Genomic DNA, 24,468 nt, shown 5'->3' on the forward strand with positions numbered 1-24,468 from the left:
CCCGCCCCGCCAGGACCCCTCGGTCCGGCCGCGATCGAGGCCGGCCGTCCGCCATCCCTCTACCGGCCACCAGGAACGGATACACAGACCGAAAAGGCGCGGCAATCACGCGAGGGCGTTCCCGGCGAGAGGGCCGAGGTCCCATCCAAGCGCGGAGTCGCGAAGGGGCGAGCCCGACCGGCACAGAAGGCCCCCTAGCGAAATACGGCACTCAACTAGTCATGCCGACAGGCGAGTTACGGTCAGACCTCTTCGGTCGGAGGCGTGGCGCAGAGGCGAAGCAGGCACTACCTTCCCCGAAAGGTCTACGCCAATGCGTGCCGAGTTGGAGGAGGAAGTCTTCATGAGGCTCAAGAAGGTGCCGGTGGGGCTCGGCAGAGCGGCCGTGGCGGTCACCACAATGGCGTTCGTCGCCGTACTCGGTTCAGCCAACACAGCCAGTGCAGGCGCGAGTTGCGGTGTCGCGGGTTGCTCATCGTCGGTCAACGACACCAATCTGGGAGCGACGGCGCTCAAGAACTGGTGTCGCGCCGGAGACAGCACGGGTTCGTGGACCGCCACTCAACCGACCTGCAAGAGCGACGATGTGCCACAGGCGACCTACTACCTGTCCGTGAACGGTGGCCACACGCCGTACCGAGAGGACTGGGACACGCTGCGCATCGACGCCGGGTACTGCTACAAGGTGAAGTTCATTGTTGACCTGGGCTCCGACTTCACCCGGACCTACGACCGGCGCGGCACGACGGCCGCCTACGTCAAGGCGGCGGACAACGCGGACGCCCACGTCATCGGTCAGAGCTCCAGTTCCTGCCCCTGATCACGGCTGCACGCCACTACAGGAGCGAGCCCGCAACGGCCTGCCCTTGGGGGCGCGCAGGCCGCGTGAGGGCGGGCGGGATCTCGCTGACACCACAGCAGAGTGCGGGCCCCCTCGCCGTCGCCGCGACCCGCCCGCATGCTGTCTCGGCATACGGGGTCTCACCCGGAGGCACGTTTCCGGCCGAGGCTTGCGGTGTTGTCTTCAGCGCCGGCCGCCTGGCCATGTGCTGCCACGAACAGGTGGCAGCGTCTGCTCGGTCCAGATGGTTTTCCCCGGTGGCGTGTATCGCGTCCCCCACGTCTGGGCCAGCTGAGCGGCGATGAACAGGCCGCGTCCGCCCTCCTCTGCGGCGCCGGCGTGCCGCAGATGGGGAGCGGAGGAATCGCCGTCCCGCACTTCGCACGTCACGGTGCGGCGGTCGTGGATCAGGCGGAGCTCGATGGGAGGGCTGCCGTACCGGACGGCGTTGGTGACGAGTTCGCTGACGATGAGCTGAGTGTCCTGCGCTGTCTCGTCGTCCACGCCCCACCTTGCGAGCTGTTCGCGGGTACGGTGTCGGGCGGCGGCCACGGCCGTAGGGACCGGATCCAGCTGCCACGACGCGCGCCGATCGGGTGGAAAGGTCCGGGTGCGCGCGACGATCACGGCGGCATCGTTGATGCCCAGGTCCGGCGGTAGCGCATACACAAGTGCGTCGCACAGGTCCTGGAGCGAGCGGTCCCGGAAGTCGGGCGCCGAGGCCAGCGGGCCCGAGGCTCCCACCAGATACGACGTGAGAAGCGGGTCGCTGCAGAAGACCAGCACGCTACCGTCCGGCACCTCCACCTCGCTGGCAGCGAACGGAGCCTTCTGCGCCGTACCCAGGCTTGGCCCGGCCAGGGTGCGGGGCACGTCCGTGCCGCCGTCGGGGCGCACGACGACAGGGGTGAGATCACCGGCCGCGGCCAGGGTGCAGATGCCGGTCAACGGATCGTGTACCGCGTACACGCAGTCGGCGGTGAGCGCCTCACGGCGTAGGGGGTCGCCGACTGAGAGGTCGGCGCGTTCGGCCGCGAGCTGGGCGGCGGTGCCGTGCAGACGGGCCACAAGTTCCTCAGGGGGCAGATCGAACGCTGCCAGGGAGCGCACGGCGGTGCGTAGCTGTCCCATGGTGGCGGCGGCATTCAGCCCGCGTCCGGACACGCTGCCGACGACGAGTGCGGTACGGGCGCTGGAGAGGGCGATCGTGTCGTACCAGGCACCGGGGGCGACTCCTGTGATGGAGAGGTAGGCGGCCTCCAAGCACGTGTGGGTCTCCGGGCGGCGAGGCAACAACTCCCGCTGCACCGTGGCCGCGATGGTGTGCTCACGTGCGTAGCGGCGACCGTTGTCGATGCAGAGGGCCGTGTGGGCAGCCAACTCCACTGCCAGCTCCTGGTCGTCTGAATCGAAGGGAGGTGAGTCTCCGGTTCGGTAGAGGCTGATCAGGCCGAGGGCCGCTTCGCGCAGCGCCAGCGGGACGACGAGGAGGGAATGGGCCTGCGCCGACTCGATCGCCGCCGCACGCGCGGGATCCACGGACAACCACGGGGCGGTCGGATTCAGGGTGACCACGCGCGGGCGCAAGTCGGACAGGGCCTGGGTGAAGGGGGTGGGGGCGGGGAGACCGTGCACATCCCCCACCTGGTGGGCCTGGGGCGGGCGTGTTCGGCTGCTGAGGAACGCCGTACGCATCAGCGGTGTGCCCGGGGATGGCGGGGCCAACGGCGGGTCGTCGCCCCGGATCACCGCGTGCACGACCTCCACAATGGCGACATCGGCAAAAGCGGGGACCACGGCGTTCACGAATTCCTCGCCGGTCACGGCCGGATCCAGCGTGCGACCCACGTCCCCCCGTACGGCACCGAGCACGCCGATCCGGGCCTGGGCTCGTTCACGGCCGGTGACGTCGACCACGGCGACCGCCACACCGAGCACACTTCCACTCGCGCTCTGCAAACGCAGTGCGGTCACCTCGTAGTGCCGGAGGTCCCCATGGATGCGAGCATCGATGAGCCGTCGCAGCAGGGGCACTCCGGTGTCCAGGACCCCGCTGAGCAGACGCTCGACGTCGGCATCGACCATGCTGTAGGCCTCGCGGACCGGGCGCCCCACCAGCTCGTCCGGGGCCAGACCTCGCATGGCGGGAGTCGCGGTGTTGACCCGCAGCACCCGCAATTCGGTGTCCAGCAGATGCAGCCCGATCGGTGACTGCTCGAACAACGCGTCCAGCATCGCAAGGGCCGCCTCGTCCACGAGCGGGCCGGCATCGTCGCGTGCCATGCAGATCACCTCCCGGTACCGTTCACGCTCACGCCGGCGCGCCGCCGCACCCCGGACGTGCTTTCAGCGTCCTCCGCGTACCGGATCGCTGCATCCGCGGGCGCAAGCGCTGCCCGGAGGACGGCAGTCATACGGGAAACCCGCCCCCGGCGCAGGCTTGGCAGCGCCGGTTCCTCGGCCGCCCCCGGCGTGGTCACCCCGCCTTACGCCAATCCGGCGGCTCCGGCGACCACCTCGCCGCGCATGGGCAAGGAAATCAGCCTGACACCGATCATCTCGCGTCCACCGCGCTGATGTGGTCCCTCGCTTCATGGCCGCGGGTTTCTCCCCGGGTCGCTCGTGAACGGTGGCGTCCCGGGCGTCGGCGGCGCCTTCGCCAGGGGGCTTGTGTCGTCCGGCGGCGGCGTACCGCGAAGGAACCCGGCAGCTCGAAATGTCACGCGCGTCGCGCCCGGATCGGTCGGACCCAGCAGACCGGGCGGCGGGGACGTGCACCTGCTTCCAGACTCGTTCGACGGGCCGGAACCGCCGCAGAGAGGCGCCTTCCAGCACCCATGGCGCCGGTTTCACCCGGCCTTGCGATCTCTGGGTGCGCCTGACCTCTGAGCGGTGCCGTCTCCCGTCGGCTGGCGTCTTGCGTCCTCCACGACACCCAGCGCGGGGCCCTCGCTGAAGGTGACGTCAAACCATCAAACCGCCGGACCAGCTGGCGATGCCGGGCCCTAGGCAGAGGCTGGTGTGCGGGACAGTGCGGTCCGCAGCGCGAAGGCGCCGAGCAGGCTGCCCGCGGTGAACCGCTGGGCGGTCATGGCGCGGGGCCTGGCGGCCAGGAACCCCGACACCCGTGCTGCGCCCAGCATGATCAAAGCGTTCACGGAAATCCCCACAATGATCTGTACACCGCCGAGTTGGAGCAGTTGGCCCCAGGCCGGACCTGCCTGCGGGTCCAGGAACTGGGGCAGTAGGGCGGCATACATGAGAGCGATCTTGGGGTTGAGCAGGTTGGTCAGCAGCCCCATCGAGAACAGGCGGGCGTCGGAGACCGGCGGCAGGTCCTGGTTCGGGGCGAAGGGCGAGCGCCCGCCGGGCTTGAGCATGCCCCAGGCAAGGTAGGCCAGGTAGGCGGCTCCGGCCAGCTTGACCACGGTGAACGCCAGCGGCACAGCGGCGAACAGCGCGGACAGGCCCGCAGCCGCAGCCAGCAGATAGCACAGGAATCCCACGGCGGTCCCGCTGAGGCTGACCAGACCGGCCCTGCGGCCTTGAGTGATCGCACGAGAGGCGAGGTGGATCATGTTCGGGCCTGGAGTCAGGGCCATGCCCAGTTCGACCAGGGCCACCCCTCCGACTGCGGTCAGGGTGATCACCGGTCGACCTCCTGGTCGTGCATCAGGCGTCCGAGACGGACAGGGGCATACCTTGCGGCGGGCGCCTACGAAGCATCAGCACCGCTTGTCTCGCCGCTGCAGGATACGGCTTGGCTGCATGGCATTTTCAGGCACCCCGGCTCTGTTCGCCTGGCGAAAACGGCCGAGACGTCACATCGTCGGCGCCTTCCTCAGCAAGGTGCTGGGAGGAGGTACCGCACCCGCACGTGAAGCGGTGCCTGGCAGCTGCCGAACATGAGCTCGCGATGCGCGGTGGCAGGCGCGTCATATGCGGGCCCTGACTTGCTGCACTTGATGTCCGAGCGCCTCCCCGATGGCGGTCAGCTCCTCGTCGCTGAACCAGTCACGCTCAGGGTTCCAGACGGCAATCTCGAATCGGGCAAAGCCACAGGGCCAGTCGTAGTCCAGTGCGTCCAGCGAGGTCGCGGCGCCGCAGCAGGGAACCACCGCGGCGAGGGTTGTGAAACCGTCGTCGCTGTGCGCTTCGAGTAGATCGGCCCACCACTCGGTGTCGATCGACGCGCCACAGTGGGGACACCCGATCTTTTGCAGGTTGTCACCACAGTCGACGACGGTGAGCGCGTCGTGCCAGGTGACGTCGATCTCGGCGTCGACGCCGTCGGGGAGCCCGGGGGCCAGGCCTTCCACGATCGACGCAGCACGGTCAGCCGCAGCCTGCTCCGGCTGCCAGTGGGGGTCGGTGGGAATGACGGAGAGGACATCGTCGCTCATGGGCTCACTCGATTCGTCGGGCGGGAAGCTCTTCCAGCCGACGCGATACTACTGAACACACGTTCGGGTAGCGGGTTCGCAGGCTGATCAATCGGGGCCGGACCGGTGCCGGCGAGACGGTCGACGAGAGGCTGGGCCGACACTGCAGCATCCCCAGCCTGGCGCAGCCCGGCCGTGCGGTCGGATGTCGCGCCAACGCATCACCGCGGTTGCCATTCGGGGCTCCCCCGGTGAACGTAGGAAACGGGAGCCCTCCGCGGCGTGCGGATCGTCCAGGGCCACGGATCGGTGGGTGGCCGAGGAGCGAGAGAGCGTGAGCCGATCGTGGCTCCATCGCCGCTCGTCGCCCGTTCTTGACTGCAAGCTTGACTGCAAGGGAGCACAGTCCATGACCGAGGCCCGACCCGGCAGCCCCGGAGCGGACCGGCACATTGCCAGCAGTCCCGCTACGCCCGCCCGTCCTCTCGCGGACTCCCGCCCGTCGGCTCGCTCCGGTGCGGCCACGGACCTGCGGCGCATCGGCATCTCCCCCGATCACTGGTATCCGGTGGCGACCTCTCGGAGCGTACGGCGCAACCGCACCTTCGCGACCGCCTTCGCGGGTGAGCGGATCGCCCTCTACCGCGGGCGCAGCGGCACCGTCCACGCATTGGAGGACCGCTGCGCACACCGCCAGGTGCCGCTGAGCATGGGCGTGGTGGAAGGCGACATCCTGCGCTGCTGCTATCACGCCTGGGCCTATCGGGGCGACGGGCGCATCTCGCAGATCCCCTACCTGCCCAAGGGGTGCGAACGGCCGCCGCGCGGCGTGCGCTCGTATCCGGTCCGCGAGGCGTACGGACTGGTGTTCGTGTTTCCCGGAGACCGGTCCCTGGCCGGGACGGCTCCGTTCCCGTCGTTGCCCGAGTATCACTCCCCCGCCCACCGGACCATGACGTTCTCCCGGACCGTCCGGTGCCACTACTCGTTCATGCACGAGAACCTGCTCGACATGAACCACCAGTTCCTGCATCGCAGTGTGCTGGGCAGAATCCAGCCCGAGTTGCTCGGGTACGAGAGCGGCCCGCGACACGTCGAGGCGCGCTACCTGTTCGTCCCGGCGGGAGGCCGCAAGGACCGGGGGGCCGGTCTGTTGTCCGCGGAGGGGAGCGACGGCAAGAACACGCCCGACGTCATCACCATCCGCACGGAGTACCCCTACCAGACGCTGCGGGGCGTTCCCGACGGCACGGACACGCCCGCGTTCTCGCTGTGGGCCGCCTACGTTCCAGAGGACGCCGAGCAGCGGGTGAACCACGCCTACGGCCTGCTGACGATCGCGAAGCCGTCGGTGCCGGGGGCGATCCACCTCGCGTGGCCACTCATCCGCCGCTTCACCGAGCGCGTCTTCGCCCAGGACCGCATGGCGGTCGAGGCCGAACAGCGCGCCTGGGACGAGCAGGGCGAAGACCGCAATCACGAGGTGTTCCCCCTGATCCTCGACGTCCGCGACGTGCTGCGCAGCAACGGGGTGCCGCTGCGTCCGTCAGACGTGTCCGAGTGCGGCCTTGCCCAGCCGGCGCTACAAGCGGGCGTCCAGGACGCTGCACGGGCGGCGGCTTCCCACGAGGCGGCAGCCGACCCGACCCGGGGATGACGGACTCCCCGCAAGCGGTGGCTCCGGGCGAGGCGTCCCCGCACGGGGGCGATCGGTCCTGGGGGCATTTTTGGTGCCCAGGACCGGTCCTGGCCACCCCCGCGCACGCGACCCGCGTGCAGGCCGACCGGGAACGCGACACCCGCCCCAACCGGGCCCACCTGCGAAGACGCGGAGCCATAGCCTAGGAGCGCATGAACGTTCGGGCTTGGTCGATCCACCCCGAGACGGCCTTGGCACCGCAGCTCTCGGAGATATTTTGGGCCTCGTCGAGGTGGCGGAACGCCGCCGCTGAGTCGCCGGTTTCAGACGCGAGGTAGGCCAGTGCCACCAGACCGGCCGCTTCCCCGGCCCTGAAGCCGATCTCCCGGCGCAGGGTCACCGATTCGGTCAGACGCTCGCGGGCCTGGTCGAAGTGGCCTGCTTCCCTGTCGGCAAAGCCGAGATGGCGAACCGCGTAGGACATCGTCATCCGGTCGTCGACGGATTTCGCCAGCGCGTACGACCGCTCCAAGTACGGTCTGCCGGCTCCACCGTCGCCCTTGACGACCTGATGCCAGCAGCCGACCCAGAACAACGCGTCCGCCTCACCCGATGTGTCTCCCAGACGGTTGTACAACTCGGCCGCGCGCTCGAACAGCACCAGTTCCTGGCCGTTCTCCTCGCGGTCGTTCAGGAACCGAACGTGCAATACCTTGCCCCGCGCCAAGGAAAGCTGCGCCTCGACGGCATCCAGCACGTCATCAGACCGCTCCAGCGCGGAGGTGTCCCCGCCGAACATCGCCGCTTCGAACAGCTCTCCCGCCCGTTCAATCCAGTCCCGTCCCTGCATACTTCGGCCCCTCCCCGTTGGACGATGACAACGCCGAGACTATCTCCACGCTCCCGGGGAGACCGGACTTTGTCGGGGGACACAGCGCGTACCAGCCACCACGCCGGCGGACTCGAGAGGCTCCCGGCCGGGTAAAACTGCACCGGGAACGAACGTGATACGTGCATGGAGCCAAGTGCGAGGTCCGGTGACCGCGGGGCCTCGGGGATGAAGCCGAGGCCGGTGGTTCATGGCCTACTACACCGGGCGGAGTGCCCCGTGGGGCTCTTTTCCCGTGGTCGAGTTGGCGCGAGGTCTGGCGCAATGGCTCCGGCTGCCGGATGGCGACCACGGTGACTTCGCGTTCGATGCGATGTCCTACGCGGATGTGGGTGAGGTGCGCATCGCGGGGTCGTCAGAGGGCAGGCATGTTGGTTCCGTTTCCGAGCCGGACGTGTGGTCCTACCCGGTCTCCCGGTCTCCTGGTCCGTCCTTGCGGTGGAAGCGAGACGGTTCGTGGCTGCCGTCCGCAACGACGTGACGGCCCTGGGCGTGCGGCGCGAACTGTCCCTGAGATTTGAGGGGCGGGCGGCACGGAACGCCGACCATCGGAGGATCGGGGCCCCGCCGCCCGGGGTGGCCGGCACCCGGGGGGCGGGGGGCTGGTGGGGGTCAGGGCGAGGGCGGGGCGCGCAGGACCGTCGCGGAGTTGAAGCCGCCCCGGCCGCGGGCAAGAACCAGGGCGGTACGCAGGCGAGGCAGCTGGCGGGGCCGGGCCACGACCAGGTCCAGCGGGCAGTCGTCGGCCGGTCGGCGGGTGCCTGCGGTCGGCGGGATCACCTTCTCCCGCAGCGCCCACAGCGCCGCGGCCACGTCCAGGGACGAGCCCCCCGCCCCCAGCCGTCCCGTCATCGACTTGGGCACCGTGACCGGGACCCCCGCCGGTCCGAACAGGGCGCACAGCACGGCGGCCTCCTCGCGGTCCGCCGCCCGCTCACCGGCTCCGTCCGCGAACACCACATCGACCTGCCCGGGGGCGATACCCGCGTCGGCCAGGGCGAGTTCGGCGGCCTCGCGCAGCCCGGGACGGTCGGGTGCGTCGAAGGTGGCGGCGCACCCGGCGACACTGGCGTACACCGCGCGGCCACGTCGGGCGGCGGTGGCAGCGTCCTCCACGACGAGCAGGGCACCGCCCTCCCCCACCACATACCCGCTGGCCTTGGCGTCGAAGGGCAGATAGGCGCGCGCCGGGTCGTCGACGGTGCTCATCCGCCCGTCCGCCAGATGGGCCGCGAAGCCCCACGGGCACAGCATCGAGTCGACGCCGCCTGTGACCATCAACCGGGCACCGCCGCGCAGCCGGCGCCGAGCGGCGGCCAACGCGTCGATGCCGCCGGCCTGTTCGCTGTCGATGGTGGACCCGGGCCCGCGCAACTGGTGACTGATGGAGATCTGCGCCGCGCCCGCCGCCGGGAACCAGGCGATCGACTGATAGGCGCTGACGTGCCGGGCACCCCCCGCCCACAACGCCTGCAGCTCCCGCTGGCCGAACTCGCTGGCCCCCGCGCAACTGGCGGTGATCACCCCGGCGGCGTGTGGGGGCAGTTGGGCGAGGTCGGCACCGGAGTCCTGCAGCGCTTCGCGGGCTGCCGTCAGCGCCAGGCGTGTGGTCCGGTCGGTGGAGGGCAGCAGTCGGCTGGGAATGTGTTGCGCATCCACAAAGCCGGACACCTCACCGGCCACACGTACCGCGCACCCCTCGGTGTCGAAGCGAGTGATCGCACCGATCCCGCTGCGTCCCTGCAGCAACGCCTTCCACCATGCGCGTGTGCACAGCCCGTTGGGGGCCACCACTCCGACCCCCGTGACGACCGCCTCCCCCGCATCGCGACTCCGGCGTCCACGGGCCGGCCTCGGACGTTCCTCCGCAGAGTTCCCCGCCTTGTCCGCACGACTCACACCGGCGGAGGGGGAACCGGCGGCGTCCATCGCTCCACGTCCGCCGGTCGCCGCACCGGAGGGCGTCCCATCACCGGCCGCCGTACCGGAGGGCGCCGCGCCACGAGGCTGCGTTCCGGCGGCTGCCGTGCCACCGGGCTCCGTACCGGGACCCGCCCCACCGCCCGTCCCGGCATGCCCGGTCCCGTCGGCCGTGGACGGGCCGGTACCGACCTGCGTACGACCGGACGCGTAGCAGGCGGGTGCGGCGGTTCCGGAACCGGCTGACCGCGACGGATCGGCAGGCCGGCCACGAGGGGGCTGCGGGCGGGGGCGGAGGTTCATGCCGTCTCCTTCAGCCGAGGCCGGGTCAGCACGGCGGCACTGTGAAAGCCTCCGAAGCCGCTGGCCAGCGCGAGCACGGTGTGGGTGCGCTGCTCGCGGGCGACGAGCGGGGTGTAGTCGAGATCGCAGGCCGGGTCGGGCTGACGCAGGTTCGCTGTCGGCGGCACCGTACTGTGCTTGATGGCCAGTGCTCCGGCCACCACGTCCAGCGCTCCGGCCGCCCCCAGCGCGTGCCCGATCATCGACCGGATGGAGCTGACCGGGACTCGTCGCGCATGCTCGCCCAGCCCGCCTTTCAGGGCGTTCGTCTCGTGCCGGTCCCCGGGCCGGGTGGCCGCGCCGTGCGCGCTGACGTAGTCCACATCCACCGGGTTCAACCGCGCCGCGTCCAGCGCCCCGCGGATCGCCCGGGCGCTCTCCTCACCACCTGCCCGCAGCCCCGTCATGTGGTGGGCGCTGCTGCAGGACGCGTAGCCCGACACCTCCGCATAGACGTGCGCCCCGCGTCGCCGCGCGTGCTGGAGTTCCTCCAGCACCACCATCGCGGCGCCCTCGCCCAGCACGAAGCCGTCCCGGGTGCGGTCGAAGGGCCGGCACGCGGACGCCGGTTCGCCGTTGCGGCCGGTGGTGAGGCGGATCCGGTCGAAGCAGGCCATGACCACCGGTGAGATCGGCGCCTCCGTCCCGCCGGCAACCATCACCTCCGCGCTGCCCTCGCGGATCAGATCCCCCGCGTGAGCGATCGCGTCCAGACCCGCGGTGCAGCCGCTGGAGATGCCGCTGACCGGTCCCCGAGCGCCGCACTGGCGTGCCACGAGCGCCGCGAGCGAACTCGGCGCGAAGTAGTCGAACAGCTGCGGGGAAGCGCGGCCGGCATCCACCCGGCGGGCACCGAAATCGCTGACCAGCGCGTACTGGGAGGTGAGCGCTGTCACCGAACCCGCCGCACTGCCTACGCACACTCCCAGCGGCCCACTCCCACCCCCGCCCTCGATCTCGTCGACGGGCGTGCCGGTGGCGGCTGGGCTGCGAGGTGCACCGGCCGACGTGACTCCGCTGTCCGCGAGGGCCTCACGAGCGGCCACCATGACGAACTGTGCGGCCCGGTCGAGGCGTTCGGTGTCCGCCAGCGTGAACCCGTGCGCGACCGGGTCGAAATCGACCTCGGCGGCGACCTTCGAGCGGTGGGCACCGGCGTCGAAGAGCGACACCGGCACGGTCGCGGTCCGGCCCGACGTCAGCAGCGCCCAGAACGCACCCACCCCCACTCCGCCAGGTGCCACCACCCCCAGTCCGGTGACCACGACCCGTCTCACCGTGCCCCGCCCCCCACCGCGGCCGTGCCGGACAGGTCGCGGCAGGCCTGCCCCACCATCCGGGCCAGATTCGGTGCACCGGCGAAGAAGTGATCCCCCGCAACCGTGCGTACGCCCACCGGGCCGGCCGCCCACTGCCGCCAGTCCTCCAGCGCCGACGGCACGGCAAGTGGGTCGTCCCGCCCCGCGAACACCAGCACCGGCACCTCGACCCGGCCCCCGGTGACCGTGTCCATCGCTGCAGCACGCAGCGAGGCCGCCAGCCGCAGGTCGTCCCGCAACACCGGGAGCACACTGCGATGCCACAGACCCCCCGGCGCACCGGACGCACCGCGCGGTAGTGACCCCAACTCGTCGAGCAGCGGCAGCAGTACTTCGTCCCCTGCATCCGCCGCCCCCACCAACGCCGTGGCCACGTGCGGCGGCAGGCATGCCCCCACCGCCAAGAACAGAGGCGCCGGCACTCCTGCTTCCGCCAACGCCCGCGTCAACGTATACGCAACCAGAGCGCCCAGACTGTGTCCGTACAGCGCGTACGGGCCCGACCTCGCCGACGCCGCCAACCCGGGCATCAGATCAGCCAGCAGCTCCGCCCGATCCGTCACCCGCCGCTCACGCCGGCGGTGATCACGCCCCGGCAGCGTCGTCGCCACCACCTCGACCCCGGGGCCCACCGCCTTGGGCCAGCCGCGGTAACTCGCCACCCCCGCGCCCGCATGCGCCAGGCAATGCAGCCGCACCACACCGCCATCCCCGCCGGTACGCCCGCCGGGGTACGGTCTCGCACCCGTGCCTGCGCTCGCGCTCGTGCCGGTGCCCGCAGCCAGTTCCGCGCCCGCACCCGTGCCTGCCGGGAAAGCCATCCCTCACCCCTCAGTTCGCACCAACCCGCGGCACCCACCACGCCCGCACCACCGGCCCTGCCGCAACACCGCTCACCCGCCGCAGGGACGAGTTCGCCGCATCCTCCCCAACAGCCCCTGGATCCACGGCCCGTCCGTCTGGACAACCCACGCCCCTGCCTGCCGAACAGCCGGCCGGCCGACAGCACTGAGCCTCCGGGCACACCGACGAGCGGGCCGACCGGCGGATCGGCGGACAGGGGCAGACGGCCCGAGCCTCACCCGTACACCTTGAGCCGCACTAGGGCCTGCCCGGTGCGCCCGCTGGAGCCGCGACAGCGGGACCGGTGCCGTGAGGGTCGGTACCGGACAGCGGCGGGGACCCGCCGGGGTCACCGGGCCGGTCCCCGCGAGAGCCACGGCAGACAGGCCCTGGGCTGGCTGATCGGGCGGGAGACAGGTCCGCCGTCCCTCCCTGCTCGTGGACCCGCCACACGTGCGGGGCGCACACGTGTGGCGGGTCCGTGTTCACGCGGCAGAACGGATCAGCCGAGGCTCCACTGCTGGTTGGCTCCACCGTTGCAGGTCCACAACTCCAGCGCGGTGCCGTTGACGTTCCCGGCGGGCTTGTCCCCGCCCGTGACGTCGAGGCAGAGGCCCGACTGGGTACCGGTGACGGTCCCGTCGGGGTTGAGCTTCCACTGCTGATTGGACCCACCGTTGCAGGTCCACAGTTGGACCACGGTGCCCGGGTCCGTCTGATTGTCGTTCGCGTCGAGGCACTGCGAGCCGTTGTAGAGGCGCAGCTCACCGGCGGCGGTCAGCGTCACGGACTGGTTGGCTCGGCCGTGACAGTCCCAGATGACGATACGGGTGCCGGGCTCCGTTCCAGCGCCCTCCGCGTCGAGGCATCGCTGGGAGGAGGCGCTGATCAACGGGTGGGTCGTGCCGGTGCTGCTGCCGGTGCCGACCGAGACCCGGTACATCACGGTGCCGTGCGCGGGCACTGACGCGCTGATCGTTCCGCCGGTCGACGACACCGCCTTGGACCACAGGTTCGCGAGCCGGTACGAGGAGGCGGCCGGCAATCCGGCCGCGGTGGCCGTGGTGCTCACCGTGGCGGCGGATCCGTTCTCGTTGGTCAGGGTGACCGAGCGGTCGCCGTTGGCGAGCTGCTTGGTCATGACGACGCGGCCGCCGGAGGAGGAGACGACCGTGCCCTGCTTGCCGAGGGGGTCCTGGTCGACGGCGATGACATCCTTGTTGTTCAGGATGCTCAGCGTCGCCGGGCTGGCGGTGCGGACGTCGCTGCCGATGAGCAGGGGTGCGGCCATCTGCGCCCACAGGCTGAAGTGGGTGCGGTACTCCGTGTCGGTCATGCCGCCGTTGCCGACTTCCAGCATGTCCGGGTCGTTCCAGGCGCCGGGCTTGGCGTACTGCGCCAGGGGCTGGTTCCTGTGGGCAATGTCGATCATGCTTGACCACGTGTCGCTGATGTCACCGGTGGTGCGCCAGGAGTTGCCGATGGGCGGCGCCCAGTTCCAGGGCTGGTTGGAGCCCCACTCGCAGATGCTGTAGAGGATGGGCCGGCCGGTGGCCTTGAGCGCGTCGCCCATCGCCTTGTAGCGGGTCTGCGCGTCGACGCCGGTGTTGTTGCAGTTGTCGTACTTCAGGTAGTCCACGCCCCAGGAGGCCCACAGGTCGGCATCCTGCTTCTCGTGCCCGAGGCCGCCGGGGAAGCCGTTGTTCGCGCAGGTCTTGGTGCCCGCGCTGGAATAGATGCCGAATTTCAGACCCTTGGAATGCACGTAGTCCGCGACGGCTTTGATGCCGTTGGGGAAGCGCACCGGGTCGGCGACCAGGTTGCCGGCGGCGTCCCGGGAGGGCAGCGCCCAGCAGTCGTCGAGGTTGACGTACGTGTAGCCCGCGGCTTTGAGGCCCTTCGAGACGAAGGTGTCGGCGATGCCCCTGACCATCGCCTCGTTGAACTGCGCTCCGCAGCCCGTGGTGTTCCAGTTGTTGAACCCCATCTGTGGGGTCCGGGCCAGGCCGTTGTCGAGCGCGGCAGCCTCCGGCGCCGCGGCGACGGCGGCGACTTGCACACTCGCCGCGACTCCCGCGGTCACCGCGACAGCGCCGGTCAGACCACCCGTGGCCAGCGCGAGCGAGGCGGCCGAAGCCGCTAAACGGTGTCTGAAACTGTGTCGTTCGTGCAGCATGTGCGGCTCCTCGGGGCATGCCGGATGGCAGAATCCAACAGAGACGAACGAAAGCGAGCACATCAGACCGTCGGCAGGTGAAGGTGTCAAGGGGGTGCGCACGGTTGTGCGGCACCGGGGTGGCACGGATAGCGCTCACCGCTCGACACGGCTCGCCCTTCGGGACCGCCAGGCGTCGCACCTCGCGTCCATCGCGCCGGCCGACCCCGAGCCCCACGCGGAGATCGTCATCGGCTCCGCATTCGACACGGACCGGATCCTGCCGAGACGAGCCGCGTCGGCGGGGTCGGCGGACCGGCGGCATCAGTGCCGTGAGGAGGGGGGTGGGGCTGCGGCAAGACGTCTCCGGTCCCGAGCCGGATGCCGGGGCCTGTGCGACCCACCCCCGTGGCCGCGAGTCCCTCACGATCTCCGTCCGGCGCATCGAGGCGGTGATCGTATCTCGCACCACCGACAACGCCGCCGCGGTCACCTGAGCCGGGCGCCGTGCCGGTGGCCCGTCGTCGCCCGGCCTCGGACCGCCGAGCCGTCAGATCAGTTCGGGTTGCGGGGTCGGCTGCGGGGCGGGCAGCGTCTTCGGTTCCCACGCGGCGGTCGTGCGCCTGTAGCCGTAGATCACCGAGGCCATGGCGAGGAGCAGCAGCGGGCCCGCCAGCCAGGGGTACGCGGCCATCTCCAGCGGCAGGTAGCGGTAGGCCACCAGGAGCGCGACGAGGACGGTCGAGCCGTAGGCGACCAGATAGGTAGCCGACCGGTCCCAGCCGTGGTCGAAGGCGCGCAGAGCTCCTTCGATCGTGAGGGTGAACACCACACCGGCGATGAGGTCGGCGCCGTAGTGGTAGCCGAAGCCGAGCGTCGCGGCGAGGGTGGCGATCAGCCAGAACGTGCCGGCGTAGCGCAGTACACGCGAGCCCTTGCGGGAGTGGATGAAGATCGCTGTGGCCCACGCGGTGTGCAGGCTCGGCATGCAGTTCCGGGGGGTGATCTCGTCGAACGGCATGAGGTGCGGGTCGCCGATCGCCGGCAGCGTCCGCGGCCACAGGTCGGCCACGGCCCAGGGCGCGCTGGGCGGCATGTGCGGCGCCCACAGGCTGACGCCCTCCCAGTGCTCGGCGCCGGTGCCGTACGCGAAGAGCGGACCGACCACCGGGAAGATCATGTAGAAGGCCGGACCGAGGAGGCCTATCACGAGGAAGGTGCGCACCAGGTGGTGGCGTGGGAAGCGGCGATCGGCGGCCACGTGGCGCAGTTGGTACAGCGCGACGACGACGGCGGCCACCGGAAGCTGGCCGTAGACGAAGTCGAGGGCGTTGAAGCCGATCGGCCCGGAGGCGGTGACGATCCGTCCCATGAGCCAGGACGGATCGCCGAGTGCGTGGTCGGTGGCCGCCATGTACTGGTCGAGCACCATGGGGCGGGTCCGGGCGGTGAGGAACAGCCAGGCGTCGCCGGTCTTGCGGCCGGCTATCAGGAGCAGGGCCAGCCCCACGCCCTTCAGCAGCAGGACGCGTTCCCGGCCGGTGCGACGGGTGAGGGCGATGACCGCACAGGCCAGGGTCACCCACAGCGCGCCGTTGCCGAAGGGGTGGCCGTCGACCACCTTGATGTCGGCGGCCCAGCGGACCCCGCAGAAGACGACGTCGATGCCGATCGCAGCGCCCAGCGCGATGAACCTCTGCCGCCAGGTGAGGACCACCATCATCAAGGCCATGCCGGCGTACAGCAGTCCGCCGGATTTGGGCGGGAACAGCACTTCTCGCGCCTGGGTCGTGAGCGGACCCGGCATGCCGTAGTGGCGTACGGCGAATTCCAGGGCTATGAGGAACCCGAGGACCGCGACCGCCGCCGCGGCCCACAGCCCCGCTCGTGATTGACGCCGTATGTGTATCAAGCCAGACCGCTTCACTAGATGCCGGTTATGCCGTCCGCCCAGGCAAGACGGAGAGAACACGACGCGGGTTCCGAACCCGTCCGGCCTTGGCGCCCCGTATCTGGCGATCCCGTCCCGGTCCGGACTCGGCGGGGCCCCCATCGCCGTCGACCGGCGGCGCCGGCCGTTCCCCCGCCGGACCACCCGCGCCTGACGCGCCCGCACGAAGCCCCGCAGGGAATCCTAGCCCTCCCCCCTGCCGGCCCAGCAGGGAAGTCCGGCCTGCTGCGCTTCGACGATCCCGATCCCGCCAACCACCGCGCCCCGCCCGGACCAACGCCCGCCCCGGGCAGAGCGAAACCCGCGGGAACCGGCAACACCGGCCGCGTCGACTCACCGGCGTCGGTGACGAGATGCGCCTCGGCGGCCACGACCGTACCGGGGTCACTGGGCTCGGGCTCCGCCTTGATGCGGCACCATGGATGTGTGCGTACCCGATCTGTGCTTGTCTTCGACGGGGACTGCGGCTTCTGCACCACGGCCGTGGGCACCCTCCAGCGCGTGGTGCGGCCGCGTTGTGACGCCGTCGCCTGGCAGGACGCGGACCTGCCGGCGCTCGGTACCGACCGGCGCCGGGCGCAGTACGAGGCGCTGTGGGTGACCCCGCCCGGGCAGGTGTACGGGGGCGTGCAGGCCGTGGCGAAGGCGCTGATGAGCGGCGGCGGTGCCTGGGCCGTGGCGGGAGCCGTGCTCACCCTTCCACCGGTGCGCTGGGCCGCTCACGGTGCCTACCGCCTCGTGGCGAACCATCGCGGGCGTCTGCCGGGAGGAACCGCGGCCTGCGCCCTGCCCGGAGGCGGGGATTCCGCGGGACTGCAGGGATAGGCGTACGGGTCAGGGGCTGGGGGCGTCGGTCGTGCGGGTGCGGGTGGTCGATTCGTGGTGCCGCGCGCCGGTCCAGTGGCCTGTCAGGACACCGGACGGCTTCGGGTTCTCCGGGCACAGGCCGTCGTCCCGGCCGGTCCACGCGGCCTCGCGGCCGAGGGTGATGTGCGGGGTCCAGCGGGCGGGGTCGTGCGGCGGGTTCAGTCGGCCCTCCGCGACCGACCGGTCGCGGAGGGCCGACTACTGCTCCTTGTGCACGGCCTCGATGTTGTTGCCGTCGGGGTCGCTGACGAACGCGCAGTAGGCGCGGTACTCACGCCAATGCCGCGGCGCGTGCCGGGAGGTCCCGCCCGCCGCGACGGCAGCGGCGTGGAAGGCGTCCACCGCAGCCCGGCTGCCGGCCGCGAACGCCAGGTGCATCCCCTTGGTCGTCGCGGTAGCCCCGTCCGCCCGCTCCAAGGACACGGAGGGCGTGTCCCGGTCCGGGTGCCAGTACTCCGCGACGCCGTCCGCCCGGTATCCAGGAGTGATCCCCAGTTCCGCCAGCGAAGCGCTGTAGAACCTTTCGCTGGCCTCGAAGTCCGAGGCGAACACTCCGACGTGATGGATGAAGGACATCGGTGACCCCATGACAGTGGAGCCTACGGGCGAACCGATCGCCGCGCTCCCGGCCGGAGGACTCCTGGGGGATGCGGAAAGGCGGGTCAGCGGCCCCGTTCGGCGCCGCCGTTGACCTGAACGATCTGTGCCGTCACCTGGGACGCCGACGGGGAGCAGAGCCACTGCACCGTGCTCGCGACGTCCCCGGGGACGCCCGCACGGCCGGTGTGGGTCTGGCTCACCAGCAGGTCGTGGCGGGAGCCGGCGTTGCCCTGGGCGCCGAAGAACTCGGTCTCCGCGATGTAGCCGGGCGCCACCGCGTTCACGGTCACGCCCTGGGGTCCCAGCGCGGCGGCCAGGTCGTAGACGTAGGGATGCAGCGCCGCCTTCGCGCCCGCGTACGACCCGGCGCCCGAGCCGCGGTACGCGGCGATCGAGCTGATCATCACGATCCTGCCGCCGGGAGAGGCGATCACCGGGCTGAGCGCCTCGGTGAGCAGGACGGCGGTGAGGACGTTGGCGCGGAAGTTCTCCGACCAGTGCCAGGCCGCTCCCGCGGTGCCCTCGTCCGCTCCCTCCGGGGCGCCGATCAGGACATTGCCGCCGGCCGAGTTCACCAGGACGTCCACCGTCCCGTACTCGGCGCGCAGTTCGTCCCGTACCCGGTCGGCTTCCTCGGGGATCGTGAGGTCGGCGGCCAGTGCCCGCACCTGCCCGCCCTGGGCCGTGTGCCGTTCGGTGAGCTCCTTCGCCGTACGGGTCAGCACGTCCTCCCGCCGCCCGACGGCGATGATCCGGGCGCCCTCTGCGGCGAACGCCGCGCACACCGCGCGGCCGATGCCGGTGCCGCCGCCGCTCACTACCACGGTGCGTGTCATGGAAAGCCTCCGAGTCGGGTCCATCGGGTCGGTCAGGTCAGGTCACGACGGGCGCCGGAGCGGACACCCCATCGGTGGACGAGCAGTGCAGCGCCGCCCACCGCGACGGAGTCCCAGGGCGCGGGCACCTGCCCGGAGCCGCCGGTGGACCCCACGGCCGCCGCGACGAAGAGCAACAGCAGGTAGCCCAGGAACCAGGCTCCGGACCGGAGTTCGGCGACCAGCTCGTCACGATCTTGACGGTACCGGACGGCGAACAGGACCAGGGCGGCCAGCATCAGGGGGATCGCCGCGCGCAGGTGGTGCCAGCCCGCCCAGTGGATCAGTTCCGTGGACACGACGAACCCGGCGGGCGCGATCCAGCCCATGCCCCGCATCCGCCAGGTGCGCGCCTGGTGGTCCGTCGCGCGGAAGGTGCTCACGGCGACGGAGCAGGCCGCGTAGGTCAGCAGGGACAGCACCCCGACGACGCCGATGATCTCCTGCCAGCCGCGGAAGGGGACGAGGAAGACCGTGGCGAGGACGAAGTTGGCGAGAAGGGTCCGCCGGGGGACGCCGGACGCGGGGTGCACGGAGGCGAAGAAGGAGGGCAGGACGCCGTTGCGTGCGGCCGCGTACGTCTCGCGGCTGCCGGAGGCGACGAAGATCCCGGCGGCGCCGGTCGGCGAGAGGACGGCGTCCGCGTAGATCAGCGTCGCGAGCCAGCCGATGTTGAGGGCCAGCGCGAGCTGGCCGAAGGGCGAGTCGAAGTTGAGTCCGTGCCAGCCGCCCGCCAGCCAGTCGGACGGGACCGTGACCAGGAAGACCAGTTGGAGGACGGTGTAGAGCACGATCGCCAGGACGATGGCGGTGACGACGGCACGGGGCAGATCGCGGCGCGGGTCGCGGGCCTCGGCGGACAGCTCGATGGGTGCCGCGAATCCGTTGAAGGTGTAGATGATGCCCGCGCCGGCCACGGCCGCGAGCGGCGCCGACCAGCCGTAGGGGGCGAAGCCGCCGCCCGCCTCGATGGTGTCCGAGTCGAAGCCCGCGGCGATCAGGACGGCGATGGTGACCAGCGGGACGCCGAACTTGAAGACGGTGAGGGCCGTGGTGATCCGGGCGAACAGCCGGACGCCGAACCAGTTGAGGAGGGCGAGCGCCGCCAGGAGCACGACGGCCGCGCCGATGCCCCGCGGCGTGAGCTGTCCGTCCCGGTACAGGCCGGGGACGTAGTGGCCGGCGTACTGCGCGATGGCCGACGCCTCGGCGGCGAGGGCGCTGGCGACGGAGAGGAGGACGGCCCAGCCTATGGCCGTCCCGACCAGGGCGCCGTTGGCCTCCAGGGGCCAGCGGACCATTCCTCCGGCCCGGGGGCGGGTCGCGCCGAGCTGCACGAGGACGAGGCCGACGAGCATCATCGCGGCGCCCGCGAGGGGCCAGGAAAGGAGCGCGGCGGGGCCCGCCGTCTGCGCCGCGTAGTAGGCGCTGAAGAGCCAGCCCGAGCCGATCATGCCGCCGAAGGCGATGGCGGTCAGGCTCCACCGGCCGAGTTCACGGCGGAGCCCTTCCTCGGGCCGGGTGGCTTGCGGTGCGTGCTCATGCAGGACGGGGGGCACGGGCGGTGCGGACATGTGTGTCTCCGGGTGGGGTGGCCTCGGGGGCGTCACGGTTTCGGGGCGGGCGGGGCCGGTCCCGGTCCCCGCACGGGCCATGCGTCGGACCGGTGCGGGCCGGGAGCGTGCGCGGGCTGCGGCCGCCGCTCATGCGCAGGACGGCTCCAGCCGCGGACCTCGGACAAAGGCGGTTGTGGCTGCGGGCCCGCGTACGGTCTGCGCACGCTGCGGGCCCGGCGAATCGGGGCGTACGCGCCCGGCGGGTGCCGGGCACGTACGCGCGGGCGGGTGTGGGGACGGGCGGTTGGCCCCTGCGCCGTCAGTGCGGGGTGCTGGAGGCGGGGGCCGGTTCCTCCTCGTGCGGGACCGCGCCGGGCACGGCGGTCCGGCGGGCGAGGAGCAGGAGCAGGGAGGCGAGCACGATCGCCCCGACCGCGAACGGCAGCGCGGGGTCGACCTGGTAGAGGCTGGTCGCCGCGAGCGGGCCGAGGACGAGGGTGAGGGCGTTGACGGACGCGCTGAGTCCCGCCGCGCTGCCCTGTTCGTCGGGTCCGACACCAAGGCTCATCGCCGAGTTGTAGCCGGGGATGGCGAGGCTGTGGCCGAGGCCGGACAGGGTGACGGCGGCCAGGAAGACGGGCAGCGAGTCGGCGAGGCAGATGGCGACGAAGGCGACCGCGGTCAGCGGCACGCCCACGCGCAGGAGGCGCTGCGGACGCCACGCCAGCTTGGGGATGACCACGCCCTGGACGAGAAGCATCGGCAGGCCGCCGGCCAGGAGCACGAAGCCGGACAGCTCCACCGTCCGCGCGGCGGTGAGGTCGAGCCGGTCCATCAGCAGGAATCCGATGCTGGACTGGAGCAGGCTGGTGGAGAGGTAGATGACCGCACCGGACAACAGGAACCTGCGGATGCGCGAGTCCAGGGGGCTCAGGCGCCCCGGTGCCGCCTTGCGATCGGTGTGTCGTTCCTCGGCGGGCAGCCAGACCCAGACCACGACGCCGACGAGAGCGATCAGCGCGGGCGCGGTGTAGAGGGCCGGGAGCATGCCCAGGTCGCCCAGGAGTCCGCCGAGCCCCGGCCCGAGGACGAGCGCGAGGCCGATGGCGGCGCCGACGCGGGCGATCCCCTTGACGCGCTCCCCCTCCTCCACGGTGGTGTCGGCGACGTACGCCTGCGCCGCGACCGGCAGGGCCGCGAGGGAACCGCCGAAGAGGATGCCGCGTGCCAGGAGGAGCAGCGCGAAGACGGTCGTGGCGCCCAGCACACCGCGCAACCCCAGGTGGGCGAAGACGGCGAAGGCCGCGAGGCCGAGGGCGGCGCCGAACAGGGCCACGACCATGAGGGGTTTGCGGCCCCACGCGTCGGCGCGGCGGCCCCACAGGGGGCTGACGAGCGCCACCACGGCGGCGGAGGCACTCATCACCATGCCGTACTGGAACTCGCTGATGGACAGTTCCCGCGCCAGCGGAGGCAGGATCGGGGTCAGGATCTGCTGGCCCGCGTAGCCTCCGAAGACGGCGAGGTGGAGGAGGCCGAGGCCTCCGGCTTTCTGACGGGTCGTGGCCATGGTCATTCCTTCGCGGTGCCGCGTGCGGGTGGAGCGTCGATGCCTGCGGGGCGCGGTCCGACGTCGCCCCGCGCCCCGGACACGTCCCGGGGACGCAGGCCGAGGTCGCCGAGCGCGTGGGACACGTCGCGGGCCGCCGCGATGAGCGCCCCCTCCCGGTGCGGGCCCGCCAGGAGCTGCATGGCCACGGGCGCATCGGACTCGGCGTCGACACCGGCGGGGAAGGTGATCGCGGGCAGCCCGGCGAAGCTGGCCACCGGGGTGAAGCCGATCTCCCGGTCGTAGCGGGGGTCGCCCGGTACGGGGATCGTGGAGGCGGCGGGGGGCGCCGTTCCGCGCGGCCGGGGCAGCGCGGGGTCGAGCGGCAGCAGCCAGGCGTCGATGCCCCGGTCGGCGAAGTGGGTGTGCAGCGAGCCGCGCAGCCGCGTCATCCGGTCCCGGATGGCGGCGTACTCCTCGTCCCCCACGTCGGCGCCGGCGCGCAGCGCGGCGTGCGTCGAGTCGAGGAGGTCGTCGTCGATGCGGGCGCGCCAGTGCCGGAAGCCGTCCCAGGCGTCGCGGGCGCACAGCTGCCAGGCATCGGCGCGGCAGTCCCACAGTTCGCCGAGGTCCGCCTCGACCACGTCGTGTCCTGCGGTGCGCAGGAGTCCGGCGGTGCGAGTGAGGGCGCGGGAGATCTCCGCGTCGAGTACGCCGGCGCGGCCGAGCTCGCCGGGGATGCCGACGCGCAGCCGGCCGCCGGCGGGCACCGGTTCGCCCAGTCCCAGGTGCTGCCAGGCGAAGGCCAGGTCGTCGGCCGTGCGTGCGACCCAGCCGGGCGCGTCCATGGCGGGTGAGAGCGGGAAGACGCCCGGCAGGTTCCGCGGATGGTGGGTGACGCGCAGCCCGACGACGCCGCAGCGCCCGGCGGGCCAGCGCACGGAACCCAGGACGTCCGTGCCGAGCGAGACGTCGCAGATGTTCGCGGCTACGGCGACGCCGGAGCCGGTGCTGGATCCGGCGGGGTCGATGTGCGGGAACCAGGGGTTCACGCATCCCGAGCCGACGCCGATGTTCAGCTCGGTGGTGACCACCTTGGCGACCACGTCGGCGTGGGTGAGGCCCTGCAGCACGGCGGCCGTGGCGCGCGGGTGGTGGCGGTAGCGGCGCAGCCCGAGCCGGGTGGCGAAGCCCTGGACGTCCACGGTGTCCTTGACTCCGAGCCGCAGCCCGCCGGTCGGTTCGCGCAGTTCGGCGCAGGCCCGGTAGTGGCTGTCGGAATGGGCCGCCCAGTGCGCGGCCCGGGTGCGGAACTCCTCGGCGCCGATCTCCCCCGTGGCCAGGAGGCGGTGGCGCTCTGCCAGCGGCAGGGCGAGCAGCTCGGGCAGGGCGCCCACGGCGGTCGTGGTGCCCAGGAAGTCGCGCACGGCTTGGACGGTGGCCGGTGTGGCCGCCTCCGTGCTGGCCGTGCGGGTGTCGGCTTGGATGGTCATGACAGTTCGTAGAGCCCTTCGCCGTCGAGGAACCGCAGGGTTCCGTAGTCGCGCAGGACGACCTCGGCGACCTCGTGCCGCAGATTGACGATCATGGGGTAGGTCAGGTCGTCGACCGTCGGCCGGATCTCGCCGCCGGGCGCCACCAGCGGGCGGATCTCGTGCAGGCTCTCCAGCTTCTCGATGGTGTCCATGTGCCGGATCCGCTTCAGGGTGCCGGACTTGGGCGAGATCATGGCGACGGAGGCGAAGTGCTGCTCGACGACGTAGTCGCTTCGGCGGCGCTCGTGGAAGCGCTCCGGTGCCACGTAGGCGTCCACCGTCCAGTCGATCTGTGAGGCGCCGGTGCCCAGGCTCGCGTAGTAGGGGATGTCACCGCCCGCGATCCTGGCGCCGGCCTCCACCAGGCAGGGGCCGTCCGGGGTCAGTTTGACCTCCAGGTGGCCGGGGCCGTGCTGGATGCCGAGGGCGTCCAGGACCTCCTCGGCGTACCGGCCGAGCACGGTGCCCTCGGGTGAGCGGCGGGCGAACAGGTGTACGGAGTCGCAGAGGTCGAGGACGCCGTTGGCGGTGATACGGGTGGTCTTCCAGATGTCGGTCACGTGGTGGTGGCCGTCTCGGCTGACGGTGTTGACCACGTACTCGCCGCCCACGAGGTACTCCTGGGCGACGACGCCCTCGTTGTCGACGGAGAAGAAGTTCTCCGCGCGGGCCAGGGCCCGGTAGGCGTCGACCGACTGCTCGGGGGTGTCACAGAAGTGGATGCCGTCGCCGCCCGTGGACCGGATCGGCTTGACCACGACGCGGCGTCCCAGCTTGGCGTGCCACTCGCGCAGTTCCTCCTCGTCGGTGACGAGGATCTGCTCGGCGCCGTGGACGCCGGCCTTCTTGATGGTCTCCACCATCGTGTACTTGTCACGGCGGGCGGGGCTCAGCGCCGTGCCGTTGGTCGGCAGCGACATGGCCTCGCTGAGGACGTCGGCGAACTCCACGCCGAACTCGCCACCGGGTACCACCGCGACGGGCCCGTACGCGGACACGGCGCGCACGGTCTCGGCCAGGTCGCCCTGGTGCACGATGTTGGCGGCGTAGTTGTCGAGGCTGAAGGTGGACCGGTACACCATGGGCACTTCGGGGGTGCTCTGCACGCGGACGCAGGCGTATCCGGCCTTGATGAACTCCGGGGCGAGACGGCGGGTGGGGTGGTAGGCGTCGACGATGACGACGTGGCCCTTGACGGACATGAA

General features: G+C 71.5%; 19 protein-coding genes. 4 read left to right on the forward strand and 15 right to left on the reverse strand.

Translation table 11 applies throughout. The features are described 5' to 3' along the window. The first annotated feature begins 343 nt into the window (after positions 1-343). Complete coding sequence (locus tag ACZ4NT_RS29350; RefSeq protein WP_467728303.1) at positions 344-820, forward strand: hypothetical protein; 477 nt, start codon at positions 344-346, stop codon at positions 818-820. 204 nt (positions 821-1,024) lie between these two features. On the opposite strand, the gene ACZ4NT_RS29355 is transcribed toward ACZ4NT_RS29350, so the two are convergent. The 3 genes from ACZ4NT_RS29355 to ACZ4NT_RS29365 form a co-directional block, all read right to left on the reverse strand. Beyond that, positions 1,025-3,124 carry a SpoIIE family protein phosphatase gene (locus tag ACZ4NT_RS29355; RefSeq protein ID WP_467728304.1) on the reverse strand — a complete coding sequence of 700 codons (2,100 nt, stop codon included), beginning with the start codon at positions 3,122-3,124 and terminating at the stop codon, positions 1,025-1,027. Between the two features lie 722 nt (positions 3,125-3,846). Further along, complete coding sequence (locus ACZ4NT_RS29360) at positions 3,847-4,491, reverse strand: LysE family translocator (RefSeq protein WP_467728305.1); 645 nt, start codon at positions 4,489-4,491, stop codon at positions 3,847-3,849. Between the two features lie 285 nt (positions 4,492-4,776). Continuing rightward, positions 4,777-5,244: a hypothetical protein gene (locus ACZ4NT_RS29365; protein ID WP_467728306.1), complete on the reverse strand. Its 468-nt coding sequence runs from the start codon at positions 5,242-5,244 to the stop codon at positions 4,777-4,779. 388 nt (positions 5,245-5,632) lie between these two features. Between ACZ4NT_RS29365 and ACZ4NT_RS29370 the strand changes: the two genes are divergently transcribed. After that, the gene (locus tag ACZ4NT_RS29370; RefSeq protein ID WP_467728307.1) at positions 5,633-6,880 is read left to right on the forward strand and encodes a Rieske 2Fe-2S domain-containing protein; all 1,248 of its coding nucleotides are present in this window, start codon (positions 5,633-5,635) and stop codon (positions 6,878-6,880) included. Positions 6,881-7,064: 184 nt separating this feature from the next. Here the strand turns inward: ACZ4NT_RS29370 and ACZ4NT_RS29375 are convergent, their stop codons facing one another. From ACZ4NT_RS29375 to ACZ4NT_RS29395, 5 genes are all read right to left on the reverse strand, one after another. Next, positions 7,065-7,712 carry a tetratricopeptide repeat protein gene (locus ACZ4NT_RS29375; protein WP_467728308.1) on the reverse strand — a complete coding sequence of 216 codons (648 nt, stop codon included), beginning with the start codon at positions 7,710-7,712 and terminating at the stop codon, positions 7,065-7,067. 651 nt (positions 7,713-8,363) lie between these two features. Then, positions 8,364-9,680 carry a beta-ketoacyl synthase N-terminal-like domain-containing protein gene (locus tag ACZ4NT_RS29380; RefSeq protein ID WP_467728309.1) on the reverse strand — a complete coding sequence of 439 codons (1,317 nt, stop codon included), beginning with the start codon at positions 9,678-9,680 and terminating at the stop codon, positions 8,364-8,366. A gap of 290 nt (positions 9,681-9,970) precedes the next feature. Then, positions 9,971-11,290: a beta-ketoacyl-[acyl-carrier-protein] synthase family protein gene (locus tag ACZ4NT_RS29385; protein ID WP_121407785.1), complete on the reverse strand. Its 1,320-nt coding sequence runs from the start codon at positions 11,288-11,290 to the stop codon at positions 9,971-9,973. Then, positions 11,287-12,153 (reverse strand): alpha/beta fold hydrolase, encoded by an 867-nt coding sequence (locus ACZ4NT_RS29390; protein WP_121407786.1) that lies wholly within the window; start codon positions 12,151-12,153, stop codon positions 11,287-11,289. The genes ACZ4NT_RS29385 and ACZ4NT_RS29390 overlap by 4 nt, the downstream gene beginning before the upstream one ends. A 524-nt stretch (positions 12,154-12,677) precedes the next feature. Further along, positions 12,678-14,351 carry a glycoside hydrolase family 27 protein gene (locus ACZ4NT_RS29395; RefSeq protein WP_467728310.1) on the reverse strand — a complete coding sequence of 558 codons (1,674 nt, stop codon included), beginning with the start codon at positions 14,349-14,351 and terminating at the stop codon, positions 12,678-12,680. 323 nt (positions 14,352-14,674) lie between these two features. Here ACZ4NT_RS29395 and ACZ4NT_RS29400 point away from each other — a divergent pair, with 323 nt between their 5' ends. Beyond that, entirely contained in the window at positions 14,675-14,827 is a 153-nt protein-coding gene (locus tag ACZ4NT_RS29400) for a hypothetical protein (protein ID WP_467728311.1), read from the forward strand. 53 nt (positions 14,828-14,880) lie between these two features. On the opposite strand, the gene ACZ4NT_RS29405 is transcribed toward ACZ4NT_RS29400, so the two are convergent. Further along, positions 14,881-16,233 carry a phosphatase PAP2 family protein gene (locus ACZ4NT_RS29405; protein ID WP_467728351.1) on the reverse strand — a complete coding sequence of 451 codons (1,353 nt, stop codon included), beginning with the start codon at positions 16,231-16,233 and terminating at the stop codon, positions 14,881-14,883. A 474-nt stretch (positions 16,234-16,707) separates the two neighbouring features. Between ACZ4NT_RS29405 and ACZ4NT_RS29410 the strand changes: the two genes are divergently transcribed. After that, the gene (locus tag ACZ4NT_RS29410; protein ID WP_467728312.1) at positions 16,708-17,106 is read left to right on the forward strand and encodes a thiol-disulfide oxidoreductase DCC family protein; all 399 of its coding nucleotides are present in this window, start codon (positions 16,708-16,710) and stop codon (positions 17,104-17,106) included. Between the two features lie 240 nt (positions 17,107-17,346). Here the strand turns inward: ACZ4NT_RS29410 and ACZ4NT_RS29415 are convergent, their stop codons facing one another. The 6 genes from ACZ4NT_RS29415 to ACZ4NT_RS29440 form a co-directional block, all read right to left on the reverse strand. Next, positions 17,347-17,736, reverse strand: coding sequence for a VOC family protein (locus ACZ4NT_RS29415; protein ID WP_121407791.1), 390 nt, complete (start codon positions 17,734-17,736; stop codon positions 17,347-17,349). 74 nt (positions 17,737-17,810) lie between these two features. Beyond that, entirely contained in the window at positions 17,811-18,584 is a 774-nt protein-coding gene (locus ACZ4NT_RS29420) for an SDR family NAD(P)-dependent oxidoreductase (RefSeq protein ID WP_467728313.1), read from the reverse strand. Positions 18,585-18,616: 32 nt separating this feature from the next. After that, entirely contained in the window at positions 18,617-20,197 is a 1,581-nt protein-coding gene (locus ACZ4NT_RS29425) for an APC family permease (protein WP_121407793.1), read from the reverse strand. A gap of 301 nt (positions 20,198-20,498) precedes the next feature. Further along, positions 20,499-21,749, reverse strand: coding sequence for an MFS transporter (locus ACZ4NT_RS29430; protein ID WP_467728314.1), 1,251 nt, complete (start codon positions 21,747-21,749; stop codon positions 20,499-20,501). A 2-nt stretch (positions 21,750-21,751) separates the two neighbouring features. After that, on the reverse strand, positions 21,752-23,221 hold the full coding sequence (locus tag ACZ4NT_RS29435; RefSeq protein WP_467728315.1) for an amidase: 1,470 nt from the start codon (positions 23,219-23,221) through the stop codon (positions 21,752-21,754). Continuing rightward, positions 23,218-24,465 (reverse strand): ATP-grasp domain-containing protein, encoded by a 1,248-nt coding sequence (locus tag ACZ4NT_RS29440; RefSeq protein ID WP_467728316.1) that lies wholly within the window; start codon positions 24,463-24,465, stop codon positions 23,218-23,220. The genes ACZ4NT_RS29435 and ACZ4NT_RS29440 overlap by 4 nt, the downstream gene beginning before the upstream one ends. Positions 24,466-24,468: the final 3 nt, after the last annotated feature.

It is taken from the genome of Streptomyces sp. NPDC026417 (assembly GCF_055567695.1).

What these genes read in the sequence shown, in the direction of transcription:
- ACZ4NT_RS29370 (WP_467728307.1), top strand. Translation starts at nt 5,633, where the DNA reads ATGACCGAGGCCCGACCCGGCAGCCCCGGAGCGGACCGGCACATTGCC.
- ACZ4NT_RS29375 (WP_467728308.1), bottom strand. Translation starts at nt 7,712, where the DNA reads ATGCAGGGACGGGACTGGATTGAACGGGCGGGAGAGCTGTTCGAAGCG.
- ACZ4NT_RS29380 (WP_467728309.1), bottom strand. Translation starts at nt 9,680, where the DNA reads ATGGACGCCGCCGGTTCCCCCTCCGCCGGTGTGAGTCGTGCGGACAAG.
- ACZ4NT_RS29440 (WP_467728316.1), bottom strand. Translation starts at nt 24,465, where the DNA reads ATGTCCGTCAAGGGCCACGTCGTCATCGTCGACGCCTACCACCCCACC.
- ACZ4NT_RS29355 (WP_467728304.1), bottom strand. Translation starts at nt 3,124, where the DNA reads ATGGCACGCGACGATGCCGGCCCGCTCGTGGACGAGGCGGCCCTTGCG.
- ACZ4NT_RS29365 (WP_467728306.1), bottom strand. Translation starts at nt 5,244, where the DNA reads ATGAGCGACGATGTCCTCTCCGTCATTCCCACCGACCCCCACTGGCAG.
- ACZ4NT_RS29395 (WP_467728310.1), bottom strand. Translation starts at nt 14,351, where the DNA reads ATGCTGCACGAACGACACAGTTTCAGACACCGTTTAGCGGCTTCGGCC.
- ACZ4NT_RS29415 (WP_121407791.1), bottom strand. Translation starts at nt 17,736, where the DNA reads ATGGGGTCACCGATGTCCTTCATCCATCACGTCGGAGTGTTCGCCTCG.
- ACZ4NT_RS29350 (WP_467728303.1), top strand. Translation starts at nt 344, where the DNA reads ATGAGGCTCAAGAAGGTGCCGGTGGGGCTCGGCAGAGCGGCCGTGGCG.
- ACZ4NT_RS29390 (WP_121407786.1), bottom strand. Translation starts at nt 12,153, where the DNA reads ATGGCTTTCCCGGCAGGCACGGGTGCGGGCGCGGAACTGGCTGCGGGC.
- ACZ4NT_RS29420 (WP_467728313.1), bottom strand. Translation starts at nt 18,584, where the DNA reads ATGACACGCACCGTGGTAGTGAGCGGCGGCGGCACCGGCATCGGCCGC.
- ACZ4NT_RS29435 (WP_467728315.1), bottom strand. Translation starts at nt 23,221, where the DNA reads ATGACCATCCAAGCCGACACCCGCACGGCCAGCACGGAGGCGGCCACA.
- ACZ4NT_RS29430 (WP_467728314.1), bottom strand. Translation starts at nt 21,749, where the DNA reads ATGGCCACGACCCGTCAGAAAGCCGGAGGCCTCGGCCTCCTCCACCTC.
- ACZ4NT_RS29425 (WP_121407793.1), bottom strand. Translation starts at nt 20,197, where the DNA reads ATGTCCGCACCGCCCGTGCCCCCCGTCCTGCATGAGCACGCACCGCAA.